The organism is Lentisphaera araneosa HTCC2155 (assembly GCF_000170755.1).
Taxonomy (GTDB): Bacteria; Verrucomicrobiota; Lentisphaeria; order Lentisphaerales; family Lentisphaeraceae; genus Lentisphaera; species Lentisphaera araneosa.
Window position 1 is genome coordinate 286,369 of sequence record NZ_ABCK01000004.1, and the last position, 22,200, is coordinate 308,568.

Annotated in this window: 20 protein-coding genes; 10 read left to right on the forward strand and 10 right to left on the reverse strand. The window is 42.0% G+C overall.

From position 1 onward, the window contains the following. Window positions 1–83: 83 nt before the first annotated feature. Complete coding sequence (locus LNTAR_RS28355) at window positions 84–347, reverse strand: Txe/YoeB family addiction module toxin (RefSeq protein WP_007277661.1); 264 nt, start codon at window positions 345–347, stop codon at window positions 84–86. Continuing rightward, entirely contained in the window at window positions 348–674 is a 327-nt protein-coding gene (locus LNTAR_RS05530; protein ID WP_007277662.1) for a type II toxin-antitoxin system Phd/YefM family antitoxin, read from the reverse strand. Window positions 675–1,311: 637 nt separating this feature from the next. On the opposite strand from LNTAR_RS05530, the gene LNTAR_RS27650 reads away from it, so the two are divergent. The 10 genes from LNTAR_RS27650 to LNTAR_RS05585 all read left to right on the forward strand — a co-directional run bounded on the left by LNTAR_RS27650 (window position 1,312) and on the right by LNTAR_RS05585 (window position 14,810). Further along, complete coding sequence (locus tag LNTAR_RS27650; RefSeq protein ID WP_007277664.1) at window positions 1,312–1,638, forward strand: hypothetical protein; 327 nt, start codon at window positions 1,312–1,314, stop codon at window positions 1,636–1,638. Window positions 1,639–1,821: 183 nt separating this feature from the next. Next, window positions 1,822–2,562, forward strand: a complete 741-nt coding sequence (locus tag LNTAR_RS05545) for an SGNH/GDSL hydrolase family protein (RefSeq protein WP_007277665.1) — start codon at window positions 1,822–1,824, stop codon at window positions 2,560–2,562. 100 nt (window positions 2,563–2,662) lie between these two features. Then, window positions 2,663–4,096, forward strand: coding sequence for an arylsulfatase (locus tag LNTAR_RS05550; protein WP_238527717.1), 1,434 nt, complete (start codon window positions 2,663–2,665; stop codon window positions 4,094–4,096). An 8-nt stretch (window positions 4,097–4,104) separates the two neighbouring features. After that, the gene (locus tag LNTAR_RS05555; protein ID WP_083799961.1) at window positions 4,105–5,094 is read left to right on the forward strand and encodes a metallophosphoesterase; all 990 of its coding nucleotides are present in this window, start codon (window positions 4,105–4,107) and stop codon (window positions 5,092–5,094) included. 69 nt (window positions 5,095–5,163) lie between these two features. Further along, complete coding sequence (locus LNTAR_RS05560) at window positions 5,164–6,735, forward strand: sulfatase (protein ID WP_007277668.1); 1,572 nt, start codon at window positions 5,164–5,166, stop codon at window positions 6,733–6,735. Between the two features lie 140 nt (window positions 6,736–6,875). After that, window positions 6,876–8,327, forward strand: coding sequence for a sulfatase (locus tag LNTAR_RS05565; RefSeq protein ID WP_007277669.1), 1,452 nt, complete (start codon window positions 6,876–6,878; stop codon window positions 8,325–8,327). 8 nt (window positions 8,328–8,335) lie between these two features. After that, window positions 8,336–9,787, forward strand: coding sequence for a sulfatase (locus tag LNTAR_RS05570; protein ID WP_007277670.1), 1,452 nt, complete (start codon window positions 8,336–8,338; stop codon window positions 9,785–9,787). Window positions 9,788–9,810: 23 nt separating this feature from the next. Continuing rightward, window positions 9,811–11,394: a sulfatase family protein gene (locus LNTAR_RS05575; RefSeq protein WP_007277671.1), complete on the forward strand. Its 1,584-nt coding sequence runs from the start codon at window positions 9,811–9,813 to the stop codon at window positions 11,392–11,394. Window positions 11,395–11,412: 18 nt separating this feature from the next. Continuing rightward, a complete protein-coding gene (locus tag LNTAR_RS05580) occupies window positions 11,413–13,953 on the forward strand; it encodes a DUF7133 domain-containing protein (RefSeq protein WP_007277672.1) in 2,541 nt (846 codons plus the stop codon). Between the two features lie 50 nt (window positions 13,954–14,003). Next, window positions 14,004–14,810: a ThuA domain-containing protein gene (locus LNTAR_RS05585; RefSeq protein WP_007277673.1), complete on the forward strand. Its 807-nt coding sequence runs from the start codon at window positions 14,004–14,006 to the stop codon at window positions 14,808–14,810. Window positions 14,811–15,477: 667 nt separating this feature from the next. Here LNTAR_RS05585 and LNTAR_RS05590 read toward each other — a convergent pair. The 8 genes from LNTAR_RS05590 to LNTAR_RS05620 form a co-directional block, all read right to left on the reverse strand. After that, complete coding sequence (locus tag LNTAR_RS05590) at window positions 15,478–15,894, reverse strand: hypothetical protein (RefSeq protein WP_007277674.1); 417 nt, start codon at window positions 15,892–15,894, stop codon at window positions 15,478–15,480. Between the two features lie 451 nt (window positions 15,895–16,345). After that, window positions 16,346–17,020 carry a prepilin-type N-terminal cleavage/methylation domain-containing protein gene (locus LNTAR_RS27090; protein WP_007277675.1) on the reverse strand — a complete coding sequence of 225 codons (675 nt, stop codon included), beginning with the start codon at window positions 17,018–17,020 and terminating at the stop codon, window positions 16,346–16,348. Window positions 17,021–17,407: 387 nt separating this feature from the next. After that, complete coding sequence (gene tnpA, locus LNTAR_RS05600) at window positions 17,408–17,851, reverse strand: IS200/IS605 family transposase (RefSeq protein ID WP_007277676.1); 444 nt, start codon at window positions 17,849–17,851, stop codon at window positions 17,408–17,410. A 486-nt stretch (window positions 17,852–18,337) separates the two neighbouring features. Then, the gene (locus tag LNTAR_RS05605; protein ID WP_083799962.1) at window positions 18,338–18,841 is read right to left on the reverse strand and encodes a discoidin domain-containing protein; all 504 of its coding nucleotides are present in this window, start codon (window positions 18,839–18,841) and stop codon (window positions 18,338–18,340) included. Window positions 18,842–18,876: 35 nt separating this feature from the next. Beyond that, complete coding sequence (locus LNTAR_RS27095) at window positions 18,877–19,068, reverse strand: hypothetical protein (RefSeq protein WP_007277679.1); 192 nt, start codon at window positions 19,066–19,068, stop codon at window positions 18,877–18,879. A gap of 146 nt (window positions 19,069–19,214) precedes the next feature. Next, complete coding sequence (locus tag LNTAR_RS05610; RefSeq protein ID WP_007277680.1) at window positions 19,215–19,922, reverse strand: GDSL-type esterase/lipase family protein; 708 nt, start codon at window positions 19,920–19,922, stop codon at window positions 19,215–19,217. A gap of 63 nt (window positions 19,923–19,985) precedes the next feature. Then, window positions 19,986–21,272: an SGNH/GDSL hydrolase family protein gene (locus LNTAR_RS05615; protein WP_007277681.1), complete on the reverse strand. Its 1,287-nt coding sequence runs from the start codon at window positions 21,270–21,272 to the stop codon at window positions 19,986–19,988. A 64-nt stretch (window positions 21,273–21,336) separates the two neighbouring features. After that, window positions 21,337–22,089 carry a sialate O-acetylesterase gene (locus LNTAR_RS05620; protein WP_083799963.1) on the reverse strand — a complete coding sequence of 251 codons (753 nt, stop codon included), beginning with the start codon at window positions 22,087–22,089 and terminating at the stop codon, window positions 21,337–21,339. Window positions 22,090–22,200 lie beyond the last annotated feature (111 nt).

Sequence of the window (22,200 nt, forward strand, 5' to 3'; positions counted from 1 at the left end):
AACTTGGGGTGAACGTAGTGAACCCCGAGATCATTTCTCGCAGTCATTGCGATTATCGGTATTTTAGCCTCTCTTTTGCTCCCTCAATAATGTCCTCTACATGAAGTTATTTCTAATACCTGCGGAGTTTTCCCGCTAACTCGATAAACCAATCTATCCTTCTGATTTATACGTCTACTCCACCATCCTTTAAGCTTATCTTTCAAGGGTTCGGGTTTACCTATCCCGGTGAAAGGGCTTTTCTCAATTTCAGCAATCAGTTCTTTAAGCTTCCTGTAACTCTCCGCATCCTTCGAGTGTAAATACTGAGCATCCTTGATAGCTTTCTTAGTCCACTTGACTTCCATTTATGGCATAATCCAAGCTTCTGTCTCACCCTTCTCTGCATCTTCAATTGAAGCTATAACATCAGTGTTTGTGATTTCATCGGCATCCATAAGAGTACACAAAATATCGTGCATATCATTAAGCTCATCGGGGCTTTTAGTCATGAACAGGTCAAAGAGTTTAGATTTCAAAGTAGTTTGATAGCTAGTCAATCTCTCTAGTTCCGCCTCTGTGACTAAAGCTACTTTTGCATGTCCTCTACGTGCTATTGTTACTCGCTCACCCTGCTCTACACTATCAAGATATGTTGAAAAGTGTGCTCTCGCTTCTCTTGTTGTAATTTCCATAATTTGAACCTCTGCTGTATTAAGTATATATCTAAAGATACACGTTTGTGTACATTATGTAAAACTAAAATCGCAAGATTTATTTCACCGCACTGAATGTTTTCTATCGATTTCATACTCAACTACTCTTCCTGTCTTTTGATATAGGGATTTAGAAGCTATAGAAGCGACAGGAAGAGATAAGCACATCCTGCCCCTTGCTCCCCTCTATATTTTTAGGGCTCATGTGTGAGTCCACTAGAGAGCTCCCCCTGTCATCCGTCCTCGGTGAGGGAGTGCACATATTGGCCGTCTTCGACGACCGGATTTGTTTGTAACCATGTCCTCCGGGTTAACCCCCAAAGCTTATCACATTTGCCGCCTACGGCGACTTCGATAAGGAAACTGATTAAATCAGTCCCTCGAAGAGGGATAGACGTCATTAGCTTGGGGTGAACAACGTGAACCCCGAGGTGCAATACGTCCATATATTCGTCCTCGGAGAGGGCGTACTCTAGAAAAAATAAAAGAAGCTAAAACGGACATTCATCTGTACTCGGAAATAAAAAATCATCCCTTCTCATTAAACTTTGGCAAAGGCCTCAGTATAGAGAAGGTAACTAACAATATTCAAGATAAAAACAAGGACATCTACTTCATGCCTTTATACATCAGCAAAAAGAGAAATCTCGTATTGATGATTTTTGGACTAATCAGTACTACATTTATGATCCAAACTGTCTCGGCAAAGTCCTCAAAACCAAATTTTGTCTTCTTTCTGGTGGATGATTTTGGCTGGGGTTCGATAAGTGCTATGGGCCATGAATTTGTCGAGACTCCCAATATCGATAAACTGGCAAAAAGCGGAAAAGCAAAAACGCGTATTCCTGTCAAATATGGTGAGACGATTTCCTGGTTTACGATCCCTTCATCGGGCCTGCTTAAAATTGTTACCAATGGTGAGACACTCTCTAACAAAGAATAAGGAACTCATGAGAGTATTTAACGATGAATAAAAGACTGCGTGAGCCATGGCGATGTTTACTTTCGAGACGTTTTCAATGCGCAAGTCTCCAAATTGAAAGTAAAAATTATTAACGCCAAGAATGACTGTTAAGTCATATCAGATATTAAGCTTCGCTTCATAAATAAAACTTGAGGAAATATTATGCTTAGATTTTTACAAAAAATAATGTATACAGCTTTACTATTATTAACGACTGTCAACACACAGGGAGCAGATGGTTTAGCAAGTAAAGATGAACTCTATACAGGAAAGGAATTCTCAGAAGCCTTCGTGAATCCTAAAGATAACCCATCTCGACCAAATGTTTTATTAATCGGAGATTCAATTTCGATTGGCTATACAGTAGAGGTTCGAAAACTGCTTAAAGGAAAAGCAGATGTTTACCGTATTGGTGGTAACGGAAGAGATTCCGCCCATGGTCTTAAACGACTTGAGAAAATGCTTGGCAAGACTAAATACGACATTATTCACTTTAACTGGGGATTATGGGACCTGTGTTATCGCAATCCCAAATCAAAAACCCAGGGGCATCGCGACAAAGTTAACGGCAAATTGACAGCTACACCTGAGCAATACCGAAAAAACATGGAAGGTATTGTGGCTAAATTAAAAAAGACCGGGGCAAAACTTATTTGGTGTGAAACCACTCCGGTTCCGGAACATGAGGCTGGCCGCAAGCTTGGTGATGGCGTTGTATACAATACTATTGTTGAAGAGATTATCGCTGGAAAGGACATCTCAATTAACAGGCTACATGGCCATGCTTTGAAGAAACAAACCGAGATTCAAAAGAAAAATGGTGATGTTCACTTCTCTAAAGCAGGGTACGCGTACCTTGCTGAAAAGGTAGCCTTCGAGATATTAAAAGGTTTAGGGAATTAAACAACAAAAGGCCTTGATAGACAATTTCACAAAAAAATATAATCAAATACAGGAACAACACACTATGAGCAAATTATTTACAATTGTAGTCGCACTAGCATTGACTACATCGGCCAATGCCGCAGACAAAGCACCTGTGGTGAACTCCTCGAAGCCGAATATTATCTATATCAATACCGATGATTGGGGTATTGGCAAAGTCCCCTCTTATCAAATGGATGAGGCCAGTCAGAAGATTATCAAGACGCCAAATCTGGATCAGTTGCGTAGGGATGGGGCTTTGTTCACCAATGCCTATGCCGGGAATGCTGTTTGCGGTCCGTCCCGTTGTACACTGTTAACCGGTAAACATCCGGGAAATGCCGCCTGGCGTGCGAATTCAAAAGATCCTACAATAGAGCAATGGCCACCGAAATACCCGATGCTGGGTGAAGTCGCCCGCAATGCTGGTTACAAAACAGCTGCATTTGGTAAAGTATCAGTCGGAGGACATCATCCACCTGAGCATATCACCTTGTGTGGTTGGGATTATTGGCTCGGCTACCTGGGTCATGTGGATGTCCGTGACTTCTATGCCAACTACATCTGGGAGAATGGTGAGAAGATTGATTTGCCTAAAAATACAAAAAAAGTTCTTCATGGAACTATCCTTAATAAGGGAAAAGGAACTGGAGGCGTTGTCGGCATAGGTAAAGGAACCTTTGTTGAAGACCTTTACACTGACAAAATCATCGAGTTTATGAAGGAGAATAAAGAAAAGCCATTTTTCATCTATTTTGCCAGTACAGTACCCCATGGGGGGCGCCCTGGAGGAATGCGTGTTCCTGATCTTTTGGACTATGACAAAGTGGAAGGACTGACTCGTAGTGAGCAAGTTTACTGCGCCTTGATGACATACCACGACCGGAGTGTTGGTCGCATTAGATCTGCGATCAAGGAATTGGGCTTGGATCAGAATACGATTGTGATATGGACTTCTGACAATGGCGATGAATCCTCTTATTATTTGCGCACGAAAACCTTTGATGGCAATGGCCCGTTCAAGAAAGTAAAGCGCTCACTATACGAAGGTGGGATTCGTGTCCCCATGATTGCTGCATGGCCTGGAAAAATCGAACCGAATTCCACTTGTGATCTGATCACCACCCAGGTTGATGTGATGCCGACGGTGGCCGACGCTGGTGGTAAAGAACTTACCAGCGAAATGGATGGCATCTCCATTATGCCGACTCTGCGTGGTGAAAGAGATAAGCAGACGAAGCGTGAGTATATCTATTTTGAATTCTACGAAGGTGGAAAACAGCAATCTGTCAGAATGGGTAAATGGAAGGCATACCGCTCTGGTGGCTGGAATGGTAAGCTGGAACTGTACGACTTGAGCAAGGATATCGGCGAAGAACATGATATCGCGGCTCAGCACCCGGAGATAGTTCAGCGCATGAAAGAGATCATGAAGAAGGAGCATTCTCCTCATCCACGGTGGAACCTTGAGTCGAAAAAGAATTCTGATAAGAAAAAATCTAATAATAAGTAAGGAGAGTAATGATGACCAAAATTAGATTAGTAATAACATCTGCTCTAGCGGTAATGCTTTCGAACGGGCTTGTCATGGCCAAAGATAAGCCATTACTTTCCATTGCTGCAGTTGCAGATCCTCAATACGCAGATGCACCTCGCCGTGGTGGTCGCGAACCGAAGAAGGCACTGAATCGTATGCATCACGCTGTGAGTGAGTTCAATAAGCGCGACATCGATTGGGGCGTGATACTCGGAGATATAATTGATTGGGACGATATCGAGTATGGCCGCTTCCCTCATAAAATCATTGCTAAAGAACCCATAGGTTGGATACACAAGAACGCGATCCTAAATGCCTGGGGAAAGGCAGACTTCCCCACCTATTTGGTTTTGGGGAATCATGACTACTACGTGCCGAACGAAGATAAAGATGGTACGATTAAACCCTATAATGTTTATCGCGCTTTCGGCTTTAAAGACAAAGCCTATTACGACTTTGAATCAAAGGGCTTCCGCTTTGTGGTTTTAGATGGTGATTTCCACTATCTAAATTACTCTCCGAAGCACCCCAATTATAAGAAGGCTTACAATTATTATCGTAATTTCAAGGGACCGCAGAAGAAGTGGTGGAATGCCGCCATTTCAAAGGAACAGCAAACCTGGTTGATCGACGTTCTGGATAGAGCTTTGAGTAAGCAGGAGTCAGTAGTAATCATGTGTCATTATCCCATTCATAAATCCGGGCAGCACAGTTTGTTGAATGATACTGAAATTTTAAAGATATTAGATCAGTATCCCAATATTTGTCTCTACCTTAACGGTCACGCTCACGGTGGGGACTACAAACTCATGGGCAAGCGACATCACTTCAATTTGCGGGGGATGCAAGGCGATGCGGATGCCTGGTACCAGATTGATTTTTACAGTGATAAAATCAAAGTCTTACAGGCCGAAAAAACATCTAAGCCTATTTATGAACTTAAAATAGATAAATCTTGGCAGGATAAAAAGTGATGCTCTCGAGTCTGCTAAATGCAAGAATTGCCAATATGTTTCATGAATGTCCACCCAAAGACCACAACAATGAAGATGTTATTTTTTATGCGTAACAGAAACAATAATCAATGTCTAGGTATTGTAATTAGGCGAATTATCATCGTCGCGGCAGTTTGCTTAGGCACTGCTATCTTAACAATCCAGCCGGCCGCGGCAAAGTCCTCGAAGCCGAATTTTGTCTTTTTCTTTATCGATGATATGGGTTACCATGACTGGGGGCGTCACGGTAACAAGTTTATAGAAACTCCGTCAATAGATCGTCTTGCAAATGAGAGTGTTGTATTTAGCAATGGCTATGTCAATGCGGCTAACTGTGCCCCTTCACGTTGTGCAGTCCTGTCTGGCCAGTACACTCCTCGGACCCATTTTTATAATGTCTGGAGTATTCATCGTGGGGATAGGAGCAAAGATCGCTTAAGCCTGAAAGATGTCATTAACGGACAGGTTTTTGCTGACGAAAAGGTTTCTTTTGCCGAGGCGCTCAAAAAGGTCGGCTATTCTACGGCGATGTACGGAAAATGGCATATCAGTGGTCATGGTAGATATGGTTCAGGTGTCGACGGCGGGGTTTCGCCACAGATGCAGGGATTTGATGATGTCATTGATCACTCAGCCCGGGACCTCGATTCGCTTTTTAAGAAAAATGGTGACCCGAAGCAGATGTTCACCTATACCAAGCGGGCGATTGAGTTTGCTGAAAAGAGTACTCAGGACAACAAGCCCTTCATGATCTATTTGGCACACCATGCTGTACATACTGGTAATGATGTTGGGTCTAGGACGGAGACCCGTAAGTATTTTACTGATAAGAAGTCGATGGGGAAGTACGAGGAGAAGGTTAATACGAGTTATGCTGCACATCTCGCAGACACGGACACAAGTATCGGTTTGCTGCTAGACAAGCTTGAAGAATTAAAGATAAAAGACAATACAGTGATCATGTTCCTCTCTGATAATGGAGGGATACCGACACGTCTCCACCAGAAACCCTTGCGTAGCTGGAAAGGCAGCTATTATGAAGGTGGAATTCGAGTACCCTTTTTTATAAGCTGGCCAAAGCAATTCAAACCTACAGAAACGGATGTACCAGCAATGGCCATAGACCTGTACCCGACTATGCTGGAGCTAGCAGGTGTAAAAGATATAGAAAATCACCTCGACGGATACCCGATTGATGGTAAAAGTTTGCTTCCTGTGCTGACTGGGAAAAATATGCCAGAACGAGCAATTTTCTGGCATTTCCCAGCTTACTTGAGGGGGGATAAAAAGTATACCGAAACCCGTACCCCAGACTATCGTCAGCAACCGGTGAGTGTTATTCGCAAAGGCGACTGGAAGCTACACCTCTTCTTGGAAGAGTGGAGCTTGGATGGCGGCAGGGAAAAAATCGACACCAACAATTGCGTAGAACTTTACAAGCTAAAACAGGATGTGGGCGAGAAAAATAACCTCGCATTGAGCAACAAGACAAAGCGTGACGAGATGCTTGAGGAACTTCTGGCCTGGCACAAATCAATCAATGCTCCGATTCCAACTGAACCAAATCCAGAATACGATCCTACAGCCAAACCTACAGCTAAAAAGAGCAAAAAGAAATAGATAAATACAACGCTTATGTAAGGGTCTGTATATCTTAACAAACAAATAAAAATCATCCCTTCTCATTAAGCTTTAGCAAAGGCCTCAGTATAGAGAAGGGAACTAACAATATTCAAGATAAAAACAAGGACATCTACTTCATGCCTTTATACATCAGCAAAAAGAGAAATCTCGTATTGATGATTTTTGGACTAATCAGTACTACATTTATGATCCAAACTGTCTCGGCAAAGTCCTCAAAACCAAATTTTGTCTTCTTTCTGGTGGATGATTTTGGCTGGGCTTCGATAAGTGCAATGGGTGATGAATTTCTCGAGACTCCCAATATTGATAAACTGGCAGGAAGCGGTATGCAATTCACTAACGGTTATGCGGCATGCACCGTCTGCTCACCCAGTCGTGCGGCAATCCTCACCGGAGCCTATCCGGGACGTACCAAGCTTACCGACTGGATTCCCGGACATAATAAATTTATCAGAAAACTTCAAATTCCAGATTGGCAGAAGTATATGGATCACGAGCGTATCCTGCTTCCGGAGGCCCTTAAGGAAAATGGTTACCGTACCAACTTTATCGGCAAGTGGCACCTTATGCCGAAGAAATATAGGGCGGGCGACATAAAACACTATCCAGAAGACCATGGTTTTGATATAAACATTGGTGGTAGGGAATGGGGACAACCTAAAGGCAAAGGTAAATATTTTCATCCATTTGATATGCCAAATGTAAGCAGTAAAGAAGGTGATTACCTAACCGATCGTCTTACGGACTACGCGGTAGATATCATTGAAAAAAATAAGGAGAACCCCTTCTTAATTTATTTTTCCTACTACACAGTCCATACACCCATTCAAGGCAAAGCGGAATTGGTGAAGAAGTATACAGAGAAGAAAAATGGCAATGTAAACAAATTCAAAGAATACAGTCCTTCTTATGCAGCGATGGTACAAAGCCTGGATGAAAGTGTTGGCCGAGTCCTTGCCAAGCTTGAGGAAACCGGTTTACGGGATAACACCTATATATTTTTCACCGGAGACAATGGTTCGGGTAATAACTTATACACCGGAGGACTAAAAGGGGCAAAAGCCAAAGCACATGAGGGTGGTACACGCGAAGTGTATCTAATATCAGGTCCTGGAATCAAAGCAGGAGGAAAATCAGATGTACCGGTAATAGGCACTGATTTTTATCCCACCATGCTTGATCTTGCAGGTCTTCCACTCAAACCCGATCAACATCAGGATGGAGTCAGCTTCAAAGCTATCTTAACCGAAGGCGGTTCAATCAAAGAGCGTTCGCTCTTCTGGCATTATCCACATTACCATAAGACTAAGCCTTATGGTGCAATCCGTAGCGGTGATTGGAAGCTTATTGAATTCTTTGAAGATGGTAAACTTGAACTCTACAATCTTAAAGAAGACCAGGGAGAACAGAATAATCTGGCTGAATCACATCCGGAAAAAGCGACGGCTTTACTAAAAGAGATGCAGCAATGGCGTAAAGATGTTGGTGCACAGGAGATGACACTAAATCCCGAGTACACCCCTACTGCCAAACCAATGCTCAAAAACGGCAAAAAGAAAAAGAAATAAGGACAGTTATGCTGAATCATTTCATAAAATCCTGTACTATACTGGGAACCTTCCTCACGTTGGCTGGTACACAAGTATCAGCGCAAGACAAGAAGCCAAACATTGTCTTCTTTATCACAGATGATTACGGCTGGCAGGATACATCGGAGCCGATGTGGACAGAACAGACCGAACTCAATAAGATCTTTCGCACACCAAATATGGAAAGACTGGCAGATCAAGGAGTCAAGTTCACCAACGCCTACACAGCCAGTAGTGTATGCGCGGCCTCCCGTATATCAATCCTTACCGGACAGAACCCAGTACGACACGGCACTACCTTTATTACCGGGGAGAGGTACGGATACGCAAAGAACTCTAAAACCTTGAAGTCCGCCAAACAGGATATCGAAGGTATTCAGCAAGGTGATATTCTGTTGCCGGCTCTTTTAAAAGAAACTGGTTACCGCACTATCTGCATCGGCAAAGCCCACTTCGGAATGGGATTCAGTGCTGACCCCCTGAACTTGGGCTTTGATCGTAAACATTATGCAAATGAATCAGGATCGCCCATCGGCAGACGTTTCGGAGGACGTGATCCTTATCATGTGAAACGCGATGGAGAGCAGGTGCACCTCAGTGAAGCTTTGACACTTGAAGCAAAAAAGGAAATAAGCGACGCGGTCAAAGAGGAGAAACCTTTCTTTCTCTATCTGTCTCATTACGCAATCCATACTCCTATCATTGAGGATAAACGCTTCAGTAAAAATTATCCTAATCTCGACACAAAGATCCGAGCTTATGTCACCCTAGTAGAAGGTGCCGACAAGAGTCTGGGTGATGTGATGGATCATATCGAAAAACTGGGCATAGCTGAAGATACACTATTTATCTGGACTGCTGATAATGGAGGTCTCAGATCCAACGCGCCAATGAAGGGGCTAAAGAATGATGCCTACGAAGGCGGCCACCGCATACCGAACATGGTTGCCTGGGGCGCACAGGACGAAACGCGAGTTCATCAGAAACGAATGCCACTTAAGCCAGGCCGTGTCGAGAACCGCCCGTATATTCATCAGGACTGGATGCCGACTCTACTTAGCCTTGCTGGGGCTCAACATCCCAAACCTGATCTGTTGGACGGTTACGATATTACCGAACTGCTCAGCGGTAAGGACATAGATAGCCGCCCTAACCTATTCTTCTGGCACGAACCAAATTTCTGGATGCGCAGTGGGCCAGAATCTTCCATTCGCGAGGGTAAATGGAAACTGATCTATTTTTATGCCAAGCAGCAATGGGAGTTGTACGATTTGAATGCAGATATAGGTGAAAAGAACAATCTGCTTAGGAAATTTCCTGAGATAAGTGACAGGCTTGCACGTAAGCTTATTAAACACCTCAAAGATAATAAGGCAAACTACCCCACTGACATCAAAAGTGGCGAAGAGCAGCCGCCGCTACTTCCTTCAAGTACTTAAGCCCATTAAAAGGAAAAGATAATATGCTTACTCTAAAGAATATAATACTGCCAGTATTAACATTAATGCTAACAGGCACCAGCTTACAGGCACAGCAAAAACCAAATGTCGTGGTGATCATTGTCGACGATCTTGGATATGCGGACATGTCCTTTCTACCTCAAGCTCCGACAGATATTAAACACTACAAAACTCCGGGATTTGATCGGCTTTTTGCGACCGGGACCTACTTCGAAAATGCCTATGCCACCTCACCGATCTGCAGCCCATCGCGTGCAGGAATCCTGACTGGCTCATATCAACAGCGCTGGGGCAATTACTGGTATGGTGATGGTAAGTTCCCTAATAATAAAGTAACCATACCAGAGATGTTAAGCAGTAATGGCTATGCTACGGCAAAATATGGGAAGACCCACCTTTCCGGCTGGGAGAAAAAGGTTCCTACAATGCATGGTTTTGATGAATACCTCGGTTTCATGCATCACACTTGGGATTATATCCGTCTCAGTCAGAAAGATGTAGATGCTTATAAAAAGAAAAAAGAGTTTAAAGATTTTGGTTGTCAGGTCATTGGTCCATTGGTGAAAGCTGAAGGACAGGGCAACGAAGAGCTTAAACCAGTTTCCTACGAAAATAGCTTTACCACAGATATCTTTACGGATGAAGCTATTAATTTTATTAAGCGCGATAAAGGGGGTAAGCCCTTTTATCTGCACCTTTCCTACAATGCCGTACACATGCCGACCTATGTCGTCGAAGAAACATGGGCTAAAAAGGTTGGAGCCCGTTATGTGCCATGGGATCGCAATGCAGCAAAATGGGAATACCCGTACTGGGATCCTGCACAGGAACCTCATAAAACATTCCATAAAAAATGGGGCCACATGGGGGAGTACGATAGCGAAGGACGTCGCTGCTATTTAGCTAATTTGTTTGCTCTTGACTACGGAATTTCTCGTCTTCTCGATGCTCTTGAAAAAAGTGGCCAGCGTGAAAATACCATGATTATTTTCACTTCTGATAACGGAGGAACAGTTAATACATATTCAAATAATGCTCCCTTGCGCGGATCGAAGTACATGCTTGGTGAAGGTGGAATTCGTGTTCCAGTGATCATCTCTATGCCGGGTACTCTGCCGCAGAATATAGTAAATAAGTCCGCTCTAGTTTCTGGAATGGATATAATGCCAACAATAGCAGAATTAACTGGAATAGCAGCACCGGAAGATATTGACGGCATAAGTATGCTCCCTGTATTAAAACAGGAAAAGAAACAGCATCATGAATGGGTAGCCTGGGCAAAGAACGAAAATAGTTGGGTACTACGTAGAGGGAAATGGAAGTTGAGCAAAAATGCAGGTTGGGGACACAAAGGATTTACAATCGGTGAGAATAGCGAAGTGCTTCCAGGTAAAAAAATGACCTACCCTAGCGGTATAAATCTCTTCAATCTCGAAACAGATATTGGTGAGACAACTAATGTGGCTGATCAAAACCCGGAAGTCGTTCAGGAAATGTTGGCCTTACATAAAGAATGGGCCTCCAGAATGATACCGAGGTATATGAAAAAGAGGAAAAATAGCAAGAAGAATGGCAAGAAGAATTAATTCTAAAAGAAGAGAACTATGAAAAAAATAATCCTAACAGCACTACTAAGTACTTTGATCACCCCAGCATGGTCAGAAACCAAATTAATAAAAACAATATTTTCTGACAGTAAAATCACGCCATCTCCAGCCGTTCTTTGTGCAGCTGCCACAGGTGAAGTTTATGTTGGTGTGGATATGCAGGGCTCTCTTGGCAAAGAAGGTGGTTTGGGTAAGATTATTCGTTTAATTGACAGTGATCATGACGGTGTCGCAGATAAACATACCCTTTATGCAAAAGTTGATAATCCCCGCGGACTTGTGGCTGTAGGTAATAAACTATTCGTTTTGCATTCTGTTTTCGGGAAAGAGGGATTCATCGACAACCAATACATTTCCGTTTTTACTGATGCCAATGATGATGGAGTTGCGGATGGCCCTCCCAAAACTTTAGTTAAGGATATCGGCAATCACGCGCCCCTCAAAGGACGTGGGACCGACCATAGTACCAACGGTCTTCGCCTTGGCATTGATGGCTGGCTTTATATTTCAGTTGGTGACTTTGGCTTTCAGAATGCCATTGGCGCTGATGGAAAGTCTCTCAACTATCAGGGGGGCGGTGTTGTCCGCGTTCGTCCAGATGGCAGTGGACTGGAAAACTTTGTTCACGGTACGAGAAATGTATACGATGTTGCCATTGATCCTTTTATGAATGTCTTTACTCGTGAAAATAATAATGACGGCGTCGGTTGGTGGATTCGCTTCAGTCATTACATACAAAGTGGTGAATATGGTTACCCTTCTCTCTATATGAACTTTCCGGAGGACATCATTCCCGCTTTGAATGAATACGGTGGAGGTTCAGGAACTGGAGCATTATTTTTGAGTGAACCGGGCTGGCCCGACAAATATAATAACAAAGCTCTTCTTTGTGATTGGGGTAGATCCCAGATCTTTATTCACGATGTAAAAGCTCAAGGTCCTTCATTTATTGCAAAGGAACCCGAGACTTTTGTCAAATCCAGACAAGTAACCGATATTGATGTCGATGCTTCTGGACGAGTTTATATCTCAGCCTGGGCAGGTGCCAGCTTCAAAGGTCATAATGCAAAAGGCTATGTAGAAAGTTACATTCCAGAAGGTCTAGAATATAAGCCATTCCCTAAACTAAGTGAAGTCAGCGAGCAGGAACTTCTTAAGTACTTAGCATCTGAGAGTCAAACTGCCCGTGTGGATGCACAGCAGGAGATTCTAGCTCGCAAGGCAAGTCAGCTATTGCCTGCAATTGCTACTCAAGCAAAAGATGCCAAGCTTTCTCTTGCAGCTCGTGTCGCAGCTGTTTATACCATAGCTCAATTAGGAGGACAAGAGGCACTTCCTACACTGGAGAAACTCTATCCCGTAGTTGAACTTCGCGAGCATCTTGTTCGCTGTATGGGCGATCAGTTGGCAATGGCTAAAAAAGCTGATGCCACTTTATTAATTAAAGCACTTTCAGACTCTAACGATCGTGTAAAAGTTGCTGCTGCTGTAGCATTGGGCCGCACTGGAAATAAATCGGTAGCCCCTGCCCTTTTAGCATTGGCGAATCCTCCAGCAATAAATCCCGAGCTGCTTAAAAACATGGGTGATCAGTCGCAAAAACAAAAGTATCATTCAACTCCAATGCATGACAGACTTTTGGGACATGTTGCTCGTCAATCCTTACTTTTGTTGGATGCCCAGGATGAGACAATCTCTGCCTTGAATTCAAAAGACGAAAATCTGCAGGCTGCCGCTCTTTTTACCATGAAGTACTTTCACAGTAATAAAGTTGTGGATGCTTTAATAGCGCGAGTTAAATCTACAACAAAGCCAGAATTTAAAAATAATATTGTCAAGACCCTCATTCGTCTTCATCAAAAAGAAAAACAGTTTGATACTAGCTATGTATGGTGGAAAACACGCCCCAATCCACATGGCCCCTACTACTACCATGAAAATTGGGATGCTACAGATAAAATAAACGTCTTCCTAAAGTCCTACATGGAACCCCTGAATCAGGCAGAAAAAGATGTGATTACTGAGGAAATGAAACGCTGTCAGGCAATCTCTAAATCACCTAAGAAAAAGAAGAAAGTACAAACTGTTGGTAAAACTTCTTTGGAAGATCTCATGGCCTCATTAGATAAACACAAAGGTAATGTAGGCAGGGGTAAAAAAGTCATCAATAAAATTGGCTGTATTGGCTGTCATAATATTGAAGCTGGTCAAGTCGTAAAAGGTCCAGACCTGACTAAACTGACTAAGGTTTCAAAGCAAGATATTGCTATGTCTATTGTTAGACCTGCAGAGTCTATCTCAAAGAGCTGGGTAAATATTACTCTGAAGAACGGTACCGAACATACCGGAACTTTATTAAAGAGGACTAAAAGTGAAGTGACCATTTCTAATATTGCCGGAATAAAGACAAATATTAAAACAGCAGATATAAAATCAACGGAGCCTGGTCCAAGCATGATGTTAATGCACTTGGCTGATAGCCTGACTCTACGGGAATTTGCCGACTTGATCGAATACATCAAAAAACTCAATAAGTAATTGTGAACACGCAATATAAGTAAAAACTCTAACAATAATAAGGAAAAACTGTGAAAAAACATTTATTCATTTTATTCTCATTACTCATGCTGAACACGGTGATTGCCGAGCAAGTAAAACCGATAAAAGTCTTAATGATCACTGGCGGTGGCTGGCATGATTACAAAACCCAAGCGCCTTTACTAAAAAAGACTATTGAATCACAAATAAATGCTACCATAGATATTAAGTGGACCAGTACAAAAGAGCACCCTGTCAAACCAAAAACTGAGGTCCTACCTCAGATTATGGCGACGGATTTCGCCAAGGGCTACGATGTGGTATTTCACAATCATTGCCATGTGGGATTTAAAGATGACATCAAAATTAACGAAGTCATTGATAATCATATCAAAAATAAAGTTGGCGTGGTTTTAACCCATGGAAGTTTTCATAGCTTTAGAGACACCAATGCCTGGGATCGTCTCTGTGGTGTCCATTGCAAAACACACGGGCGCAAAGCTCCTATTGACGTTGAATTCATCAATAAAACACACCCCGTATCAAAAGCGATAAATCTTGATCGTTTTAAAACAAGTGAGGGCGAATTATATCGTACGAAATTAAATGAAGGTACAGTGGCCATAGCCAAGGGAACAACTTTAGCTGGTAATAAAAGCGATCATACCCAAATTTGTGTCTTTGCACACGAGCTTGATGGAATTCGCGTTTTTGGAACCACTCTTGGGCATCACAATAGCACTATGGAAATGCCTGAGTATAAAAAAATGATCATCAATGCAATCCTTTGGACATCTGGAAAGATTGATAAAGATGGCAAGATCCAAGACGGTTACCTTAAACCTAGAGAAAAATAATAGCCGTCTTCGACGACCGGAGAGGTTTGTATATGTTTCTCCGGGCTAAACCCCTGAGCTAATGACATTTGCCACCTTCGGCGACTTCGATAAGGAAACTGACTCAATCAGTCCCTCGAAGAGGGATAAACATGGGGAATATCCTCTGATCATGATATCCCTCGAAGAGGGATAGACGTCATTAGCTTGGGGTGAACGTAGTGAACCCCGAGATCATAAAGCATCAAAAACAATTCGTCCTCGGAGAGGGCGTACACATTGGCCGTCTTCGACGACCGAAGATTTTATTACTCCACCCTCCGGGTTAAACCCCGGAGCTAATCACATTTGCCGCCTCCGGCGACATTAAATAAAACGTTGAATCAAAAAATCCCTCGGAGAGGGATAGACGTCATTAACTTGGGGTGAACAACGTGAACCCCGAGATCACAAGGCATCAAAAATCATTCGTCCTCAGTGAGGGCGTACATATTCTCACAGATAATATTGGCCGTCTTCGACGACCGATTGCTTTCTGTATCCATTTCTCCGGGTTGCGGGCCCTGCCCTCACCCGGAGCTAATGACATTTGCCGCCTTCGGCGACATTCCTTACAAAAGCGATTAACTAAAAAAGCTAAGCGAGTGGTCCATAAACACCCTCTTAAAGAGGCAATTATGCTTTATCTTTAATTTTTACTCCAAACAAATTGGTTCATATTACCAAATTTACCGGAGTCGATAAAATAATTACCCTTATCTTTGGGAATAAAAGTTAAGCTTTGTTTTCCTTTTTTGCCTTTATTTGAAAATGATATTTCAATGATAACATTCTTTTTATCTTGAACTACTTTTGTTATAGTGGATTCATTTATAACTTTACCTTTCTTAGACATCTTTATTGAATTATCATCTACTACATATTTAATGTCTGACATAACATTCAAACGCATCATCGCTAAGGTTTTTTCATTTTCATCCAACGACTCTAACTCTTTAATTGAAGCCTCTTTATTTAGAGACCAATTACCTTCTAGGGACTTGGGAACTTCTGCATAAACAAAAGTTGTCAGTATAAACATTGCACTTAGTAATATTTTTTTCATTTTCATTCCTTTTTTTGTTTTCTATTTTAGCATATATCACTTCCCTCGAAAAGGGGTTAATGTGATTAGCTTGGGGTGTAAACCCCGAGATCATAAGGCAGTAAAAATAATTCGTCCTCGGAGAGGGTGTACATATTATCACAGACACATTGGCCGTCTTCGACGACCGCATAGGTTATATATGTTTCTCCGGGTTACGGGCAGAGCCCTCACCCGGAGCTAATGACATTTGCCGCCTCCAGCGACATTAAATAGAAAGTTGAATCAAAAAAACCCTCGGAGAGGGATAAACATGGGAAACATCCTCTGATCATGATATCCCTCGAAGAGGGATAGACGTCATTAGCTTGGGGTGAACGTAGTAAACCCCGAGATCATAAGGAAGTAAAAATAATTCGTCCTCGGAGAGGGCGTACATAATAACCAACTTCGACGACTGAAAGCTTGATCATCACTCAAAGGTGCTACCGTCACCCACCAGGGGCGACATCATGGCACCTTCACCTACACTAATTAATCTGGCACTTCCATCAATAAAAGAGCCTAAAGACTTACTCTTTGGGTAGACATAAGTAAGCCCCGTCCAGCTACCGGAATTTGTGATATCTGTAGAATCTAGCCTAGGATATGCCCGCCAATTAGTTAAGGGTTGGGCAGCTCCCATAAAGACTTCCAGCTTACCTTCACCAGCAATATCCGACATTTTTCTATGACTATCATTAAAATATCTATTCAGGCTATAAGATGAAAAACCACGCCAATTACCGCTAAGATTGTACTGCCCCTCTGTAGTAATGATTGGACAAGCATGCAAATCATGGTATGAACTACCCGCTCCCATTATATAACTCGAACCAGGTTTTATGGCTTCGTAGACCTTTCTTCCCCACCAAACACTAGTTTCATTCTCATGGGGATTCACAGAACACCTAAAAAATTTACCATCATTATCTAAAACATACATATTGGCCCCAAGGTATAGTTGCTTTAAGTTATTTATTGACAAGACAACTTTTGAGGTTCTTCTCGCTTTACCTAAGACTGGAAGAAGTATTGAAGCCAAGATAGCAATGATGCTGATGACCACTAAAATCTCTATCAAAGATACGTACCGATTCTTTTTCATTATTTGTATGACTCCAATTAAAGTTCAAAAAGCTGTTCTTTAGAGTTAAATACTGAAGCGATTAATAAAGCTTAATAAGTTTTTTCAAAAAAATCACATTATTTTAAAAATTAAGATATATACACGAATTAGTCATCTAATGCCACGACCCTATTTTTAATGGAACATTGGCCGTCTTCGACGACCGGATTTGTTTGTAACCATGTCCTCCGGGCTACGGGCAATGCCCTCACCCGGAGCTTATCACATTTGCCACCTCCAGCGACATTAAATAGAAAGTTGAATCAAAACTTCCCTCGAAGAGGGATAGACGTCATTAGCTTGGGGTGAACGTAGTGAACCCCGAGATCATGAGGTCTTAACTGATTCGTCCTCGGAGAGGGCGTACTACTTCAAAAATTCTTTTTTATAATCCACTCCAGCACTATCAAATAAAGTGATCAACTCTTCTTTCCATGTCATCTTTTTATGATGATCTTCCTGATTTTTTATATACTCAATTGTTACTGGAAGTTCATTAAACGATTTACTTATAGCTGCATATTCACTTTGCCAGCCTGGAAATTTTGATATGATATTTTCTGACTTTATCCAAGTTGTTGTAGATGTTTTTAAGTCTCGAATAAAATCCGCAAGACATAGACTAGTATGAAGATTAATAAGCATATGGATATGATCCTCTATTCCACCTATTCGATATAAATAACATCCCTTATTCTTACATATCCCCCATATATACTTATAAATATCTTCTCGTATATCTTGCTTTAATAAGGGTAGTCTTTCTTTAACCGAAAAAACTATATGATAATAAGATTGTACGTAAGACATGATACCTCCAATAATCCTTTTGGAATCAAGGTATTATTTTGATATGTCTAATGCAATTATTTATTGGCCGTCTTCGACGACCGGGAAGGTATTTTTATATATTCCTCCGGGCTAAACCCCAGAGCTAATGATATTTACCGCCTCCGGCGACATATAGAGTTTTCTTATTCATTTTATCCCTCGAAGAGGGATAGACGTCATTAGCTTGGGGTGAACGTAGTGAACCCCGAGATCATAAGGTATCAAAAATCATTCGTCCTCGATGAGGGCGTACATATTATCACAGACATATTCGCCGTCTTCGACGACCGGAAATTTTATTACTCCACCCTCCGGGCTAAACCCCAGAGCTAATGACATTTGCCGTCTTCGACGACATGTATAAACTTTTGATTCAAAACTTCCCTCGAAGAAAGGTCTGATTTAATTATGCTCAATTCATAGCCTCCCTCAAAGGGGGATAAATATTATTAACTTGGGGTAAACCTATATTGTAAGTATCCTTTTTTTACTTTTAGAAGGAGTATCACTGTATAACACCACCTCTTTCACCCGGGCAATGTCACCCAGTGTCTTAGTAATCATTACACGGAGTTCTTTAACAGTCACTGGAGCTTCAAAAACAACTTCACGCTGGATACTTTTATTCTTGCTTACTGCTGAACCGGGGACCTTCACCCACTCTCCACTCTGATTTTTAATTTCTACATGAAAACTATCTATGGCATCCGTCTTTCCGCGACCTGAATACAGTTGAAAACTGCTGACAGAGCTCTTCTGCTTAAATTCTAAAGCAAGCCAGATTTTGCCATATTCATCTTTGACACCAACCCAACGGGATTTATCTGAGATCACACCATCAATGGCGTTTGATGCTTGGTACTCTTTGTAAACTGCAGATGCCCTGGCTCCCACAACTTCAATTTTCTCTTTCGCCAGACCTGTCATCGCAAGTCCAAGGCTCAAAATCATAAATATTTCTTTTCTCATCGTACGTTACTATGTTGTTTTAGTTCTAAAGCAAGTCAGATCTTGCCATTTTCATCTTTGCCGTCAATCCAACGGGATTCATCTGAGATCACACCGTCAACGGCATGGGATGTGTGGTACTGTTTGAAAACTGCAGATGCAGTTGTCTCCACAATTTCTATTTTCTGTTCCGCCAGAATTGTCATCGCAAGCCCAAGCCCCAAACTCATCAGTATTTCTTTTCTCATCGTACGCTACTATCTGCTTTGGATATACCCGATGGATATTGAGTCGCCTATGATCAATACCTTCGGCAAATCGCGCTCTTGTTAAGTATCTTCTTTCTGTAATTGGATGCTCTTATGGTCGGGAAAAGTATCTGGAACCGGCCAGGTTACCTCGCTGCCGCTGAGCCTTTCTTCAATTGCGGCAGTTTCTCAAGAGCCTCAAACCATTTTGACGCCATTTTTTCAGCACCTTGAGCATTGGGATGAACTTTATCTTTAGTCGTATCGGTTTTCCAGTCAAAGCCTGTAGCATGGTCTACTGCAATAACAGGGCTCTGTTCAGTATGTAAACGTTTCGCCAATTTACCAACCTCAACATTCAGTTGTGGAATATAAGAATACTTGGGGAGTTTGCCGCTGGTGATCCCTTGCCCTAGGAGTATGGTAACCTTAGGGTTTACAGCCCTGGCCTTATTAACAATCGACTCCAGGTTTGCCACTATCCCTTTTACAGGTTTGTGATGATGGAAAGAGTTATGAGCTGAATGAATCAAAATAATATCTGCAGTATGTGCGGCATAAATGCCATTAAATAGCTTGTCTAAAGAAGCCGTTTTTTTACCACCGTATCCAGCATGTGAAAGTGTAACGCCGCCCTTTGTTGCACTTTTTGGTCCTATAAACGTTATATTATAACCAGCATCCATTAGCTTTTTGTTGAGGGGATATCGGTAGACCGAGAAGCTTTTACCTCCCTCTGTTATTGAATCTCCGATACATAAAATAGTTGTCGCTTTAGCCACATTTCCTTTCTCTGCCGAGACACTAAGTACACAGACACACACAGCCATCACAATACACAATTGTTTAAACATCTCTCATTTCCTTTATTTTTTTTTTTTGCGATTACAGAGCATTCAACATCTCTCCCAAAAACATTAATTCGCGGTAAAATGCAATGCTCTGAATGCTGTTCCACCTTTTCTCCTGCGTCCTGATCGATTATCTAGTATCTCTAACTCCATTACGTGCTCACCATCTTTCAAGTCATCAAAAAACATAATTGTCTGTGGATAGTGGAATCCACTGTGCCTGTGAAGCGGATCAATCTCAACCGGTAGTTTCCCATCAATGCTACAGCGGATCAATGCCGCATCGGGACCCGAAAGAACATATGCACCAATCGCCGTTCCTGAAAATGAGACCTTTAGCTTACCTCCAACGGTTGAACTATGGATCAGTGGCGACTGTTGAAAACGTGGGCGAACAAGACCTGCAATCTTATCTTCCTTCCATCGCGGAACAGAGACCTGCCATGTTTCATCCATTGCGACTGCTGAGACATCAAGAAAACGCCCACGACTATAACTCTTCGGGTCAAGTAATGACACAAGCTTATGTGAACTTATCTTTGCTCCAGCTGCGAGATGCTTACTCCAAACATCAAGCAACGCATTACTGATCATAGCTGCACACATTGTGTTCCCGTATTTCTTAGGATGAACTCCACCAAATGTTTTCCAGTCAACCTTTCCTGCAGTAGTCAGATCAGCCAGCTCTTGAGCCAGATTATTAACCGATACTCCATGCTGCTCTGCTACATCACTGTGAGCCTGAACCGATATCGGCGCCTCTCCTTTCTTCAGTTTTTTCAAGATTGATCCATTCACAAAATGTGTTATAACAATATCAACATTCGGATTGTGTTTACGGGCTTGAGCAATGATCCCCTCCATACCGCGTATACAGCGCTGACGGCTATAGCCACCATCCTGATCATCATTTACCGCAAATTCGACAAAAAGCATGTCAACTGGACCTTTAGACAGGACATCACGCCCCATGCGGAATGCTCCGGTATCTGAACAGGTGGAACCAATCCCAGCATTCGTAAACGTAAATGCGGTCTCTGGAAAACGTTTTTTAAGCATCTCACAGACAATAGGTCGATATCCATTCATCTCGGTTATAGACCCACCGATAAAAGCCACGTGACCCTTTCTGTTTTTTTCGAACTGAATACGGCTGTTTGAGTAATCACCACGTAGAATAAAGTTCTTATCTCCAATCACTTTTTCTGCCGGTGTTTGAACTTTACTCTGGGTGTTCTTAAGTATGAAGTCTACAATTTCAGCGGGATCCTTAGCAAGACCCGTGTTTTCTTTGTTGGCGAAACCTGTCTGAAAGGCGGTAACGATGAGCACTGAAATGATGAAAGCTTTCACAATTCTAATTTCCTTTTTTGTTTAAAGTATTGTACATATTCGGGCTCTGGTGCCCTATAAGTTCTCATGGTCTTCCATCTTTTGCTGGTTCTTTGCCAGTTATAAGTGCATGAGCCTGGCGAGCGAAGCGTTGACCTAAAACGACGTAACCTTTTTTGCTATAATGAATGTCATTTTTCAACACACCGTTCACTTCTATGTTATTTAAATCATCTGTATCGACCCAAGCTCCATGGGGATCTTCATTAGCAATTTCAATTTGGACACGACGAATTTTGACACATTCCTTTTTATCCAATGCATAATCTGCTATACGCCCGATAACGACATTCATATCCGGACGTTTTAAATCACGGCGAAAATTAGAAATTAATAACTTAAGAGAATCTTTGTAAGCGACAGAAACACGACCCTGCGCATCACTCTCTCCCTGCATCCAACAGAAAGTAACCGACGCTGGTTTAGGATATTTTTTTAGAAGTTCTTTATATTGATCAAGGATTGGCTGATAATATAAGACCTTGCCATCTCGGAGGATTTTTTTTCTATGATTTTCCTCCAAACCTTTGCTTTTCGCAATCTCGTCCCACTCTGGTAACCAGCGGTGAATATACTGACTACCCATTGATTTTTTTATATACACAATTTTTTCATCTTTAAAAAGATTTTCAGCTTCGGGTATAAAGCCTGTTTTGGGGTTCATCCTGGCCATATTAGATTGCCCTGAGAGAACAAAAAGATGAACAGGCTTATCTGTTTTATCCTCAGCTATTACAGAAACTGACATCATTATTATTAATAGAGTTACTATCTTCATTATTTTGTACCTTGTGTTTAAAAAAAGAAAAAAAACATCTCAAACTTACCGACTGTGAAGCCTTAACAAAAATTTATTTTTTATAAACCGTATTCATAACTGTTCCTGCAT